This is a genomic window from Bacteroides sp. 43_46, from assembly GCF_001915455.1.
GTDB classification, from domain to species: Bacteria; Bacteroidota; Bacteroidia; order Bacteroidales; family Bacteroidaceae; genus Bacteroides; species Bacteroides caccae.
In genome coordinates, this window is sequence record NZ_MNQN01000108.1 from 19,579 (window position 1) to 33,779 (window position 14,201).

Annotated in this window: 12 protein-coding genes; all 12 read right to left on the reverse strand. The window is 36.3% G+C overall.

Going from position 1 to position 14,201, the window contains the following annotated elements; translation table 11 throughout:
• Positions 1-15: 15 nt before the first annotated feature.
• On the reverse strand, positions 16-1,116 hold the full coding sequence (locus tag BHV72_RS10165; RefSeq protein ID WP_286855719.1) for an efflux RND transporter periplasmic adaptor subunit: 1,101 nt from the start codon (positions 1,114-1,116) through the stop codon (positions 16-18).
• A 163-nt stretch (positions 1,117-1,279) separates the two neighbouring features.
• On the reverse strand, positions 1,280-2,905 hold the full coding sequence (locus BHV72_RS10170) for an O-antigen ligase family protein (protein WP_373181138.1): 1,626 nt from the start codon (positions 2,903-2,905) through the stop codon (positions 1,280-1,282).
• 24 nt (positions 2,906-2,929) lie between these two features.
• Positions 2,930-3,805, reverse strand: coding sequence for a signal peptidase I (lepB, locus tag BHV72_RS10175; RefSeq protein ID WP_055256511.1), 876 nt, complete (start codon positions 3,803-3,805; stop codon positions 2,930-2,932).
• Positions 3,798-5,678 carry a glutaminase domain-containing protein gene (locus tag BHV72_RS10180; protein ID WP_286855721.1) on the reverse strand — a complete coding sequence of 627 codons (1,881 nt, stop codon included), beginning with the start codon at positions 5,676-5,678 and terminating at the stop codon, positions 3,798-3,800. The genes lepB and BHV72_RS10180 overlap by 8 nt, the downstream gene beginning before the upstream one ends.
• Positions 5,669-7,678, reverse strand: coding sequence for a transglutaminase domain-containing protein (locus tag BHV72_RS10185; RefSeq protein ID WP_286855728.1), 2,010 nt, complete (start codon positions 7,676-7,678; stop codon positions 5,669-5,671). Before BHV72_RS10185 ends, BHV72_RS10180 begins: the two co-directional genes overlap by 10 nt.
• 12 nt (positions 7,679-7,690) lie before the next feature.
• Positions 7,691-8,584 carry a DUF1573 domain-containing protein gene (locus BHV72_RS10190; protein WP_227102880.1) on the reverse strand — a complete coding sequence of 298 codons (894 nt, stop codon included), beginning with the start codon at positions 8,582-8,584 and terminating at the stop codon, positions 7,691-7,693.
• An 80-nt stretch (positions 8,585-8,664) separates the two neighbouring features.
• Positions 8,665-9,783, reverse strand: coding sequence for a DUF4221 family protein (locus tag BHV72_RS10195; protein ID WP_229093505.1), 1,119 nt, complete (start codon positions 9,781-9,783; stop codon positions 8,665-8,667).
• A 32-nt stretch (positions 9,784-9,815) separates the two neighbouring features.
• The gene (locus tag BHV72_RS10200; protein WP_122264714.1) at positions 9,816-10,064 is read right to left on the reverse strand and encodes an NVEALA domain-containing protein; all 249 of its coding nucleotides are present in this window, start codon (positions 10,062-10,064) and stop codon (positions 9,816-9,818) included.
• Between the two features lie 212 nt (positions 10,065-10,276).
• A complete protein-coding gene (locus tag BHV72_RS10205) occupies positions 10,277-11,353 on the reverse strand; it encodes a BF3164 family lipoprotein (protein WP_122364794.1) in 1,077 nt (358 codons plus the stop codon).
• The gene (locus tag BHV72_RS10210) at positions 11,322-11,546 is read right to left on the reverse strand and encodes an NVEALA domain-containing protein (protein WP_082425919.1); all 225 of its coding nucleotides are present in this window, start codon (positions 11,544-11,546) and stop codon (positions 11,322-11,324) included. Before BHV72_RS10210 ends, BHV72_RS10205 begins: the two co-directional genes overlap by 32 nt.
• A 177-nt stretch (positions 11,547-11,723) precedes the next feature.
• Complete coding sequence (locus BHV72_RS10215) at positions 11,724-12,761, reverse strand: winged helix-turn-helix domain-containing protein (RefSeq protein ID WP_122118890.1); 1,038 nt, start codon at positions 12,759-12,761, stop codon at positions 11,724-11,726.
• Between the two features lie 179 nt (positions 12,762-12,940).
• The gene (locus tag BHV72_RS10220) at positions 12,941-14,155 is read right to left on the reverse strand and encodes a 6-bladed beta-propeller (protein WP_122364795.1); all 1,215 of its coding nucleotides are present in this window, start codon (positions 14,153-14,155) and stop codon (positions 12,941-12,943) included.
• Between the last annotated feature and the right edge of the window lie 46 nt (positions 14,156-14,201).

Sequence of the window (14,201 nt, forward strand, 5' to 3'; positions counted from 1 at the left end):
ATCGTTTGCAGTCAATCATTCACCGCTTATAGTCACCTCCGTTTCATGCGCTAAATTCAAGTTCCCGGTGACAATAACCGTATCTCCTTCCAAGAGGCCATCTTCAACACCTCCCTGAGATTTATCCGAGACAACATATTCCGTAGCATTCTCCAATCCCGTATGTACATAATTCCACATTGCCTTGCCTTCTTTTAAGGTAAACACAACCTGTTTGCCGGAACGCAGCACCACAGCCGTTTTAGGAATGACCAACTGCTCCCCTAAACTCCGCTTGACGCTTACCCTTACGTTCATGCCGCTAAACAACTTCCCCTGTCCGTTTACCGCAGCTTTTACTTTTGCCATTCCGTTCGCATCCACCAGCGGATTGATTTCAGATACACTACCTTCATAAGAACCTCCGCCGGCATAAGGAGTAATCATTACTTTGTCACCGGTTTTAATAAAAGCCAGTTCGTTCTCCAACACGGTGAAATCAGTTTCCATCCCACGAGTGTCAATGACAGTACAAAATGCCTCGGACGTATTAGCGAGATTATAAGGTTTTGAAAACAGATTAGCTACTATCCCGTCAAAGGGGGCAACAAGTGTAGCATGCTCCGTTTCTCTTTTCGTAAGTTCATACTGGGACTTCGACTGTTCATAGCCGCTCTTTACTTTCGCAAGTTTCATGGTTTCTTCAGGCACCTTGCTAAAATCATCCGGCGTATATCCCTGCCCGATAAGTACATCTTTCAGTTCAAGCTCCGCTTTCAACAAAGCATCTTCCGCCTGTGATAATTTCTGTTCCAGACGGAATTTATCCAGCTCGGCCAACTTCTGCCCCTTACGAACACGATCACCGTTTTTCACATAGACATGAGCAATAACCTCATTCGTTTCAAAACGAAGATCAGCCTGCCCGCGGGCACTTACCTTACCGTTACTGACTAGTTCGTGATGAAAATCACACCTCTTTAGAATTTGAACGGTGACTTCATTCTTTGAATCCGGAAGAACGGTAGAAACACCTTTATCCTGCTCGTCTGCATCACTTTTCTTGCCAGAGCAAGATGTCATTCCACCATAAGCTAAACAACATAGCAGCATCCATATATAACTGTATTTTCTCATAAGGATATTTGTTTTCATAGCATTTTATTTTATGTTCTACTTAGCTACAAAAGTAACATAATTGGAATATCTATATTTTTTTATCAGTAATAATTTTCTCAGATACATAATATCATAACTATTCTTAACAGTATACATTTACATTTCGCCCTAACCTATGCGTTCATTTCAAATATTTCTGTACTTCCGCCCGCATCTCTTTTACTGCCGTCGATTGCACTTTCGGTTCTTTCGTTAATACAACCTCCGCCGCATATTTCAACTTCTCAGGCTGCCGATATTCCGATTCCGCATAAAGTTTCACCAAAAGATAATAAGGATAAATCCGTCCCGGAAGTCGATGAGTAGACCGTATCAAACTCTCTTCCGCCTCTTCGTATTCTCCTGTTGCCTGATAGTTTTTTCCGATAATATTAAGAACCATCGGATCACAAGTATATTTCATTGCTTCTTGCATCAATCTTGTAGAATTATCATATTCTTTCAATTTATGCAAACAGTGTCCATATTCAAAAAGGAAAGTTCCCCGAGTCTTCAAATCCGGATACAGCTTTTCATACCCTTCTTTAGCTGCCTGATAAGCGCCAATATTATAAAGCATTTTACTTCGATACCACTCTTTACAAGCCTTATATTGATTATTCTTCCAGTAATATGCTCCTAACAAAGCTATCATCAAAATAAAGAATAGCAACGCCACCTTTGAACGCCCTATGACACAAGCGGCTAACAAGAAATAGAATGTCATTGCAAATCCCGGAATCTGCATCGGATAGGAAGATAAGGCAAACACTAAAACCGAAATCACCCCACCACAAATACCTATTTGTTTTTCGGTAATTCCTCTCCAAAAACAAAAAGCAATAACTAGTAAAACAACAAATAAGAAAGGGATTCCATATTCCACCGCCACCTGCAGATATTCATTAAAAGCATATTCCGGACTACCTGCTACCAATTCCTCCGTCTCCGAATATTCTCCATTTGCAAAATATTCTTCCTGAGCCCTCCCATAAGCAGAAACAAATCCATCTGCACCATGTCCAACAACCGGACTTTCAGCAATAGCCAGACAACTGATTTTCCACATTAACAAACGTCCGTTGGCAGAAGCTGCTTTCAACTGAAAAAGGACATAACCTATCATTATCAACACTAATCCCCCAATCACCAAACCTGTTATCATTGTCTTCTTGTATTTCTGCCCCGCCTCTTTTAACCATGTTGCCCAAGAAGCATGTATTCCGTATACCCATATACCCGAAACTGCGGCAGCCATCCATGCCGAACGGCTCATTCCGGCAGGTAGTACACACAAAATCAACAGCATAACTCCTAATGCCATATAATACTTTCCCTGTTCTACCCATGTGCGTTCCGTTCTTTCTTTCAAGTTTAACCACTCATGCAGACAAAGCGGAAATATCATCGCCAAATATCCGGAATAAGGTCCCGGATTATAGAAAGATCCCGTAAGCGCATACAGGGAATGATTGGAAACAGCCAGACCGTATATCTGTCTCATCCCCCAGGCAGCTTCAATTCCTCCCAATGCAATCAATACCCATGTTACTATCGCCGGAAAAGACAGATATTGTTTCCTGTTCAGGCAAAGAGACAACAGACTGCAAACGACAAAAACAACAGCCATACGTCCCAACCATAGTTTCTGATATGCCATTTCGCCGATAGGAATCTCATTCGGGATAGTAAAAACTATTACGCTCAGAATTGCCGCAACTCCTATACAAGTTACCACATCCGCCATATTCTTTTTTGTCATTTGCATCAATTCCAACTTTAGCTTCATTCTTTATTTGATTTTCTTCATCATCCTATTCCAACGGGATTTCCCCGTAAACTTATCTTCCGAATACCATATACGGGTAGCCTTACCTACAATGTATTCTTCCGGCAGCATCCCCCAATATCTCGAATCCTGCGAGTTAGCCATATTATCACCGGAAACAAAATAATAGTTCTTTTTAAAGCGATACTGTGCAATCACGCTGTCACCCAATACTATCTGTCCATCCTTTATACGTAATTTCTTCTTCTGTTCCCACCCTATCAATTGCCTGTATAAAAGACAATTCGTACGGTTCATCTTTACTGTCTGACCTTTTTGAGGAATCGGCAAAGGTCCGAACTCACGGATAGTCCAATCCATTTGCTTATCATAAGGAAATGTACCTACCACAATACCATATTGTTCCGGATACTTCAGATTCGCAAGAGATTGTTGAGCATTATAATTTCCCAACCGTTCGTCACACCCCCGTATTTTATAAAATCCTTCCCGAATCTCTAAAGTATCTCCCGGAAGCGCAATACACCGCTTTACATAATATTGCATCACATCAAGCCGGATACTATCCCAACGATTCATTCGATAAGGGAAATTAAAAACCAATATATCATTCCTCTTGAAATTTCCCCATCCGGGCATTCGATGAATAGTAATATCTTCATTATTCAACGCAGCAAACACATCGAACAACCGCGCACCCTTTATCATCTTATTAACCAAGATCCGGTCGCCATCCTTCAATGCAGGTTCCATTGAGTCCGAAGGTATCCTGAATGAAGTAAAACAGAATAACTGCATCAAAAACAAAATTACCACTGTGCAGAATAGGAAGACTGCCAGATTCTCGAATATTGCTACAACTTTCTTTACTCTATTCATATACTTCCTTTAGTTGAATCAGCCTACGATAAGCCTCCAGTCCCAACGTACATTTCACACATTCATCATTTTCACCCAATAAGCCCTCCAAAGGGAAAGTCTCTTTCTTTATCCTCTTTTGCAAATAATCTGCCCACAAAATCAACTGGCTCCAATGCATATCAGCATAACCGAAGTCTTGTTCCGCTTCCACAATAGCAGTTGTCATTATCAACATATTGGCAGCGGCTTCCACAGCACAACTTTCCAATTTTACCTGCTTACCGGATACCGGATACAAACCAATATCATAAGGCGGATGTTTCTTGTTCCAATATATCCCCTCACAATATATAAATACAGGGTCCAACAAACTCTTCATCCAGTCGACACGATTGAAAAACAACAATGCCGGAAAGCTTTTATAAGCTTCTCTTACATTACCTAAAGTATCACCGAAACAAAACAATTTATCATCCGGAGACAATACAAATCTATGGGAAGATAAAAAATTACGGTAAGCAGGAAGTATATACTCGGCAAGCGTTTCACCTCCTACTTGTAAAGCCTTGTCATTCCACTTATAATCCAGTTTTTCACTTTCCTGCCTAAGCTCCTGACACCTGTTTCCTACAGATTTCATTAGTTCTTTTACCTCTTTTGCTCCATCATTATTCCAAAGAGGGCGTAAGTTCTCCCCACCATATTGTAAAGTCTGCCCTTCTTTATATCCAATAAGCAACACACCTCTATCTTCCTTCCCCGAACACAACTTTTGTGACAAAATGATATGATTGTCTTCATATGAAAACCTTGTCTCATCCGTCCTCATAGCCAAATACAAACTATCGGACTTCGTAAAACGCCACCCCTGCTCCACCCAACTATTGACTTCTCTCTTACCGAACATCCACTCCGTATCCACATCAAATAGTATTTTCACCGTATGCTCTTTTTCTCTTTCCGTACGAATCTGATAAGAAAGAAAACCGACAGGCCAGCCTGTCATATCCCACTTTTCTGATAAAGAAGACGAGATAAAATCAATCTGAAGTTCTACATCTCCACATTGAAAAACAAATTGAGTCCGAGTGGCTTGCACATCCTTCTGCTTCAATATTGCTGGTTCCGCATCAGTATATGTTTTATTTTCTATGTACAAACCAAAATCCAATAAGGCAGGACCTCCCGTATTCCGACAGTATGCGGCCAGAACATTATCTCCATTAACTATTTGATTAATAGCTTCATCTGTCAAACGTTGACATTGCGTTTGATTTGTAAATCCACTTTTTAACAGATATCTTCCATTACAAAAAAGCTTTATTTGATCGTCGCATATATAACGGACATAGACTTTATGTTCCTTCAACAGGTCTTTATCATCAACTCTGATATGTCTGCGAACATATATATTCTCTGCTCCCCATAATGTATGAGCCGGATAATTACCTTTTACAGGTCCAAAAGCCCCTTTACCTTCATCCCATAAAGAATCATCATATTCCTTTTGCTCCCAACCTTTTCCCGGAAACAAAAAAGAATACTTTCCCTCCCAGCCGATACTGTCATTAGAAAGAGGAGCTAAGGAAAATATGCGTAAAGAGTCACTCCCCATGAAACGATAAGCCTTACCATCTACACACAAAACACCTGTTATCGGAAATACCTTTCCGGTTCTCAACTTCGGATAACTTTTATTTAATGTATCCCCCAACACCTTGAGACTAAAGTCGGGAGTAATCGCCAATAGCGTATGTTCAGAAGGAGTAATGTCGGAAAGAGACAAAATCTTCCTATCCGGACAGGAACAAGCATATATCAGAGAGACAATAACCGAAATAATAATTACCCTCCATACTCCAACAAGCCTGACATTAGTTTTCATTTCCATAGCTGAGTTTTGTTTTCATAAATAAAAATTCTTTCATCCAGCCCACGTGTATGATTTCTCAAAAGTAACAATGCGTTTGCAGGAATATCCCGAAAAACCAATGAATCGGCAGTCGCCTTAATTTTTCCGGCAGACTTCCAGTCGTTGTCACAATAAAATAATTCATAAACATCACCGGGACGAACATAGTTATCCCTATTGCGCGGAGTATAAACAATACGCTCTACCCGTACTTTTCTACCCAAATCAAGTCCTGCCCATCCGCCGGTAGGTTTAAAATAATCGAAAGAGGTCCATGTTTTCCCGTCAAAGATATTTGTATATTCATGCGTCCCGTCATGTTGATAACAGCCGGGAGTTCCTATGATTTTCCCAGATAAGGCTACTGTGTCATTCTTCTCATAAAAAGCGACTTCCGAAACATTACAAGACCCTTTAGCCGGACCAAAATATCTAAGATAACGGTACTCCTTATCAGACCAACTTTTTACAGTAGTACTCAGACGTTCAGGTTTACTTTGTATAATAAACAAGGTATCTTTCTCCAAAAAATCAGGATGATTACTTCCCTCAAAAACTCCTCCTAACATTCGATTTCTATATATATCTTCTCTCCCAATATCACACTTGGCATATAATACTACATCCTGCTTCTCTATAGTGACAGGATAATAGCAGATTTCATTGCTTTGTTTATCAATATAAAAGGGATCTGTCAAAAAGCATAATACGCCATTTTCATAAGTAGCTGCTCTCATAAATGTACCTTTCCGCACATACCGGAATGCCAAATGACCAGCATCATATTCAGTCCAATCAACAGGAGTCCAACGGTCTCTATCGCTAACGCATAAATAAGCTATTTTTCCGCTCCGTTTCACTTTATACTGTTTTTCTAAAGGAATAACCAACTCTTCTTTGAGATAATAACCATATTCGTGAGTTACGTCAATAAATTTAGGTAAACGCCAAAAAGGGTATAGTTCTTCGCCGTACTTTGCCATCTGTTCATACATTTCCCTATTCGCACTAAAAGTATATCTATACACTTTAGAACTGTCATCCCACCGATACCACCAATTCTTACGCACTGGCACTAATTTTTGTGGAAAGTCAGTCATATATTCCTCTCCGTCTTTATTCCATGTTGTCAGCCAAAAATGCCCGGCATTTATATAACTTCGCACAGGTACAAAGTCAATAGCACAAGGAATACCCAAAGCTCGAAATAGGTATACGGCAAAATCTGTAACTTCTCTACACGTCCCGGATAAATACTGTACATATTCCGGTCCTATATGTCCAAATGGATATGGCGTTACAGAAGTATAATAATAGTTCTTATCAGGCAATTTACTTATTAGAAAATTAGCGGCAACCACCGGATCTTCTATATCCAATGAATCAGACATACGCAATGAATCCAGTAACGAATTATATTTTTCATAATATGTTTCACGCCAGTATGCTAATGGCTCATCAGCTATTCGATAAGGCAACAAATACTCACAAAATGTTTCAAATGAAATATTCTTTCCCCACGGTTGCTCCTGCCAGACTTTAAATGCCCAATCAATATTATGGCATAGATAAGCAGAATCTATCTCTATTATATCTCGTTTATTTTTAGGGACCTGCATTAGTCCAAAGACTTTTTTCACCGAGTCTGCAACTTGTTCTGAAACTTTTCCTTTGCTTGTTTTTAGCCAAGCATAATAAGATTTATAGTTTTCTAATTGCTCTCCTTCAGAATAGAAATAGAAAGGTATATTCTCTATCAAAAAGCAGGCTGCTTTATACTTTAGGCTATCAGCAGGGTACTTTTGATAGTGACGAATCACTTTGTGTAGTTCTCCCTCATTATCTTCAGCAGATTGTAAAGCAACTTCAAGTGAAGATATTAGTTTTTCTTCTAAAAAACATTTTCCTATATACCACCATCCCAATAAGAAAAATGCCAAAACAAGAATAAATCGGATATATATTCTATGTTTCTTCATCATAACTTAATCTCACTTAGCATTTCCTGAAATATTCAGCAAAATAGGTGAATCTTTTTCATTACAATATACAGTTATAGTCTTATTGAAATATTCAGGTCGGTCCGCTGTATACTTCACTTTCAGAGTTAAATTCTTCTCTGGTTGCACTGGTGTTTTTGAATACTCTACAGTTGTACAACCACAAGAAGTAATTACATTATCCACCACTAGTAATTCCTGTCCGATATTAGTTAGAATAAATTCACAAGACTTTTGTTTCTTCCAATCAAATGTTCCCAAATCCATGTACTTTTTATCTATCGAAACTTCTGTTTGTTTCCTTTTTTCTACCTCGGAAATATTCTGTTTATCAAATATTATATTCATATATAACTCCTTTATTTTAGGGTTATGCATGGGATTGCCTATAGCCAAAACTTTATTATGCTCATCCAACAAGAATGTTTGCAACATTGCATTGGAAGGAAAGTGATTCAACTTATTAAGAGAATCATTTCTATCTATACAAACTGGAATATCAAAACTCTGGCTACATAGTAACAACAACAAATCTCTCATATCTTTAGGATGTATAAAAAACAAAAAGGAAACTTTGTTATCAGATATAGAATCTATTTGTATCATCCATTCCAACCACTGTGACAACCTCAAATTACACCCTACGCATCCTATTGAATCGGTATAAACCAAGATCTTATATTTACTTGTAGGTATTGAATTATAAACAGAGTCCTTACCTAATCGAGTAAAAACATACTCATTATCAAATTTAATCTCTTTATTAATCCATTCTTCAACCACATTAGTAATTTCAACATTTGCCTTCTCTCGACGACATGAATGGCAACTCATTAAAATAGCAAATATATTTATATAAAATAGAACCTTAAGCATACTTTCCATTAATCATAATATCGAATATAAAAATAACAAAAGACAATAATATTTCTATTCTTTTCAAAGCCAAACTACACAAAGTAATTTCATTTCAGAGATATTATATCTATAGTTAAATCGTCAGTATTATTCTTTTCGTCTAAAACATTGTCAACAAAAAGAGCTATACCACCATAAGTTGCATTCCAACTTGTAAAAGGACTATATCTGCAATTAGATAATTTCGTTTCACCGATTTTTTCCATATTTTCATCGAACAGCATTAAATATAAGTCACGCTCATTGATAAGCTTCTCCATACCTTTTTTTTCATCAAAATCAACTTTATCAGCATGTAAACGAGCATATATTTTATATTTAGGTAAATACATGATATCATAAAAATGAGAATTTTCGAGCCAGTGTTTTTCCAAAGTAGCATAATCCCCGCTTGTCGTACATTTCTCTATTATATTGGAAGTATAGTGACTATCTGCCAATATGTATTTCCGTTCGTTTGTTCTTATGTCTAGCATATAAATAGAAGATTCAACAGGATAATTGTATACAATATTTTCACCTACAAAATTAACATTGGGGAAATTGATATATGCATATCCCTTACTCATATCAGGAACAACCTTAGACGATGATAACTGATAAGTTGCCATCTTGCCAACTTCATCTATAAAAGCTTCTTTTACTATGAATGTGTTAGAAGGTGTATGTTTTACTAAAAACATTAATGAATGACGAGAGGCATTATAAAACAAGTGAGAAGTGAACATTGCATAATTAGTATTTATTAGTAACTGCTCCTGATCCTCCAAATATTTCTTTAAATCAATCATTCTTTTTATCGTTCCCACACTATCAATTAGGAAAGCGCGTTCTGACTCATCAGATATCCATACAGAATCTAACGATTGTGCATATATTCCCGACAAGCGGACAATAGCATCAGGACCATCGCCTGGCAATACAATCTGAGTTACCGACTTAGATTTCAGATTCATACAATCCAACGAATGCAATCTATAATTATAACCAATCAAATAATCTATTGAATCAACATGAACAGACGAAGATAAATAGTATGATTTTAGTTGCAGAACATCTTGTGGGGGAAATTTAATTTCCCCCACCTCTATTGCAATCTTATCATTATTATCATTCTCTTTCCCCGTTTTTTGTCCTGTGCACGACACTAAAATCATACACAACATAAGAAAAAAGATTTTTAAATATGACATAATAATCAACAATAAGTTAATTTTGCACATCTGTTACCTTCGTCATATTTCTTTGAACTACACTCTGCGCCAGCATGAGTAGGGCATGGATGTAAATAATATGAGCCACTAGTTTCTCCTCCCCATGCAAAAGCTTCTACGTTAGCTAAAACCAGATCTGACAATTTTGTTTCATTTTGTGATATATAAACATTGTATCCTGCAACTATTGCAACTACTGCCACAACTACCATACCTAATAATTTCTTTTTCATATTTAATACTTTATATTAGTGAATAAACTTTCATTTCTTCTGTATCTATCATTTCAACAGAATAGCAATAGTTTGCTACATTAATTTTTTATTCTTATGTTTGCATCGGAATCTTTTTTTAAAGGTTAAGGAGCAGATGATATGTAAGCAAATCCGGCAAGATGAACAAACTCATCATCCTGCTCCTTTTTAATCAAGTTAATTATCTAATCTTAGCCAAAGCTAAATTTCAGTATTGGCTGATCGTTATTTACATCCGTCGCCATAATCGTTTTAGTAACTTCATCCACCCAAATACCATATATATAATGGTCTAGCACATATTTACATAATGGTTCTCCTTTCAAACTAAAAACATAAATGTACTTACCTCCATCAGGAAGTCTTCCGCTTTGTCTAGCTATATCTTTAAAAGAGGTTCCATGAAACACCGCATAAATAGCATCATCAGTAACTTGCACATCACTGAATCCCATAATACCTGTTGGTATACCATAGCCATCTGATACTTTGAATTCAGGTTCATCATATTCACCAACACGAATGACATGAGTACTATCTTTTAAATTATAGATTTCAACCACTTCTCCTAACTGAGTAACGGTAGCCAAAACACTATTATGAGAATTATAATCTAAAAAGCTGCGCCATGCCTGGGCTAATGCCGGACGGGCTTCTTGCAGGGCTTTCTTATTTGTCGTTGGTATAGTTCCTATTTTCTCTATTAGCTTACCCTTACAATCAACTTTTAAAAAGCGACTCTCACCTGAATAGTCAGGAATGACAAATGTTGTATCGTTATATATAGCAAAATCAAGTGGTCGAAATATATCTTCATCCAATGCTACCGTTTCCTCACGAAGCAGTGAATCACCGGATGAAGAAAAATCTAACCTAGTTAATTCGCTTTTGTTAGCATCTAAAGTCCATAATGTATGGTTATGTAAACGGAAATTTTCCATTGACAACATTTCTAAAGGAGAATCACCCCGCCTACCGAAAGAGGATAGATACCGGAAACTTGGGTATTGAAATAAGTGCCCATAATAATCGGAACCATGCAAATCCAACACAATAGCTTTATCTCCTTCTATCCGTATCCGAAAAGGATAACGAAACAAGGCTGTATCAAGTTCTATTACTTCTCCTTTCAATTCTTTTTCTTGTGGAAATTGGGAATAAGGAAATGCATTGTTTGCATATTCCTTATTTTTCGTTCCGCAAGAAATAAAGAGCAAAAAAAGAAGAAGAACAGCACTATTCTTCAAGACTGTAACCGCTAAAGACATATTTTACTTTAACTTTAGAGATTGGACAGTCGACAGAACCACTCCCAAGACAAGTATGAGGCATATCTTGCTCATAAGCAGCTAAAGCTTCCACATTATCTAATAACAATGTATTTACCCGAGGCTCTTTTAGTGAGTACTTTACAGAAATAACCGCTACTACCAAAATAAAAAAGAATAATAGTTTTTTCATATATACGTAATTTTATCGATTAATTAATGGAAGCGAAAGTATGCAATTGGCTTACAACAACAAAGGAATTCACCTAACCATTTCTATCCAACCGATTCTATCCATTGTATATACTACTCTACAGAAAAGGTATTTATGCAAAAATCTCCCTTTTCATCGGAGATTATAGTTATTCAATCAAATTCTTCTAATATACAACTGGTAGCCAACCTTTTCATATCTTTGAACCTCAATAGAAGGAATATTTTCAAAGACTCCTCGTAAACGACTTATTGCATTATGAAGTCTCGACTCATTATTCGATTTGTTCGACCAAAAAATTTCTTGTATTTCTTCATCTTTTAATATAAATTCCGGAGCTTCCAAGAAATGTCTTAATAAAACAGAGATTTGTGGTTTCATTAGAATTTCCTCTTTACCAACTATTAGCTTTTTTAAGTCTGCATCAAATATAATATTTTGATCTAATTGATAGACATGAGCAGAAGTAGGAATAAGAATATTTTTATGTTTTTTCGAAAGAAAAAACAACATTATAATACTAGTAATTATGAGTAACCAATAGATGAAAGCATAAATGATTCCTCTTGTACCTACAAGATCAAAAAACGAAAAGCTACAAAAGCCTTTTAATTCAACTTCGCAACGATAACCTATCGTTATATCAAAACAAGCTATATAATCTTCAAGAAGAAGGTCGTTCGGAAATACGCAACTTGTAGTATTTCCGTCTTTATCAGACAAGAAAAATTGTAAAGCAAAAGCGGTAAACATTTTTTGCTGTTCCAAGTGTTGTTGCCACTTCCCATATAAAGAATCCACCACTAAAGGGTGTTCTACCAAATAAGCGGAATGTAAAATACGCAATCGTGGATCATGAGCTATATTTCTTCTACTTTTTTCTCTATCCAAATAATACCCATGTTCCCCACTTTCATCTGTCAGATAAACAGTATCAGGATATTCCTCCAATTGACGTTTCCGTTCACTAGTGGAAAGATAGCCTTCAAAAGAATCTTCTTGCAATTGTCGCAATAAAACCTCTTTGAATGTTCTTTCCAACTTTTCGCAATACGCTTTTTTTCTAACACTATAATATAGCTGTCCTAAAATGAAAAAAAAGGCTATCCCCAAGAAAAAAACTATTAATAAAGGATACATCTTTTGTTTTCCAATATACACAATCATATCGCTTAGCTTTCTCATTAATCTCATCACGTGACTTATTTATCTGTTTGAATAGCGCAAAGGTAATAATTTGCAAAAACCAACGGACGATATTAAAAACTATTTTTAGCCATTCATACCTCTTTTTCCATGTACATCCAAGCAAACTACTTATCTTAATATTTCATTATCCAGCAATCGGCATTATTCCCCAGCTGATTAAGTTCTTATTCCGTTTTTACTATATATAATATAGGGTTATCATCGTCAACAAAATTAACGTCTTTAAAAACCGCCTTCCCTTTTTCCGTAAGTTCACTTCCTGCATTTTCAATGTCCATTGGACTCAAAATTGCAATAAATTCATCTTGCCCTTTCGTGAACTCAAAAAGAGGATATTGTAGTCCGGTTAAATCATCAACACAATTTTCAAATGTATATGACCGGGTTACTCCCTGTCTTTTATCATATACAGCAACACAAGGCATTTGCTTGTCGAAGAATATTAATTGTATGTAATTTCTATTTTCCGTTAAATATTTAATTTTTCCACGAGAATTTGCTAATTTCTTTTTTACTTCCCTATGAGGAATATCTTCTAAATCCTCAAAATCAATACTTTCTTCGCCAAAGTTCACTTCATAGGCAACCTTTATTCTATGATCGGATTGCATCTCATAAATCTTATTATCCAAATAGATCCGATATAGCAAAATAGAATCTTGTTTAGAAAAAGGGTGTATAAGCATCAAAAGATTATCTCCCATTCGTTTATTCGGAAAATCTTCATATAGTATCCTTCCTTTTATATCAGTCACAATAAGATTACCCCTATCAAGTCTATCACACACAAAATGCAACTGATTTTTCTGATATTCCATAGCATCAGCAAAGAAATCGAGAGTTATTGTCCCAAGAGGCTGTCCAGACAAAGAATAAGTAAAGAGTTTTTTCTTATCACAAAGCACATAAATTAAATTCTTTTCCTTGTCTATGGAAAAATCATTAATTTGCATATATTCATTAGGCCCGCTCCCTCTTTTTCCAATAGCAAATTTATATTCTCCCTGGGTATCGAATACATACAAACGGGCACTATGCATTTTATCCAAAACAAATATCTTCCCATCATAAAATTCCAACTTACTTATCCCGCCTATCAGACAACTATCATTGGTTTCAAGTGGAATAACGGAAAAAGATGAAGCTATGCTTGACAACTTAAATTTCCCGCCATTAATCTCCTGACAATCAATCATCTTATATTCACCATTCGGAGTGTTTATAGTAGAAGACCGCCTGCATGAAGATACTAAAACTAAAAGGAAGAAAAAGAATAGAAAAACGAGACTATTTTTCAGAACTGTAATACACACTGACATATTCCACCTCGATTTACCAATAGATGTAATCATGCTATTTCGTCTTGTCATTAATTTCATCACGTGATTTATTTATATGTTTGAATAACACAAAGATAATATTATT

Coding starts and splice junctions, on each gene's coding strand:
- BHV72_RS10165 (WP_286855719.1), bottom strand. CDS start 1,116: ATGAGAAAATACAGTTATATATGGATGCTGCTATGTTGTTTAGCTTAT.
- BHV72_RS10170 (WP_373181138.1), bottom strand. CDS start 2,905: ATGCAAATGACAAAAAAGAATATGGCGGATGTGGTAACTTGTATAGGA.
- lepB (WP_055256511.1), bottom strand. CDS start 3,805: ATGAATAGAGTAAAGAAAGTTGTAGCAATATTCGAGAATCTGGCAGTC.
- BHV72_RS10180 (WP_286855721.1), bottom strand. CDS start 5,678: ATGGAAATGAAAACTAATGTCAGGCTTGTTGGAGTATGGAGGGTAATT.
- BHV72_RS10185 (WP_286855728.1), bottom strand. CDS start 7,678: ATGAAGAAACATAGAATATATATCCGATTTATTCTTGTTTTGGCATTT.
- BHV72_RS10190 (WP_227102880.1), bottom strand. CDS start 8,584: ATGGAAAGTATGCTTAAGGTTCTATTTTATATAAATATATTTGCTATT.
- BHV72_RS10195 (WP_229093505.1), bottom strand. CDS start 9,783: ATGTTGTGTATGATTTTAGTGTCGTGCACAGGACAAAAAACGGGGAAA.
- BHV72_RS10200 (WP_122264714.1), bottom strand. CDS start 10,064: ATGAAAAAGAAATTATTAGGTATGGTAGTTGTGGCAGTAGTTGCAATA.
- BHV72_RS10205 (WP_122364794.1), bottom strand. CDS start 11,353: ATGTCTTTAGCGGTTACAGTCTTGAAGAATAGTGCTGTTCTTCTTCTT.
- BHV72_RS10210 (WP_082425919.1), bottom strand. CDS start 11,546: ATGAAAAAACTATTATTCTTTTTTATTTTGGTAGTAGCGGTTATTTCT.
- BHV72_RS10215 (WP_122118890.1), bottom strand. CDS start 12,761: ATGAGATTAATGAGAAAGCTAAGCGATATGATTGTGTATATTGGAAAA.
- BHV72_RS10220 (WP_122364795.1), bottom strand. CDS start 14,155: ATGAAATTAATGACAAGACGAAATAGCATGATTACATCTATTGGTAAA.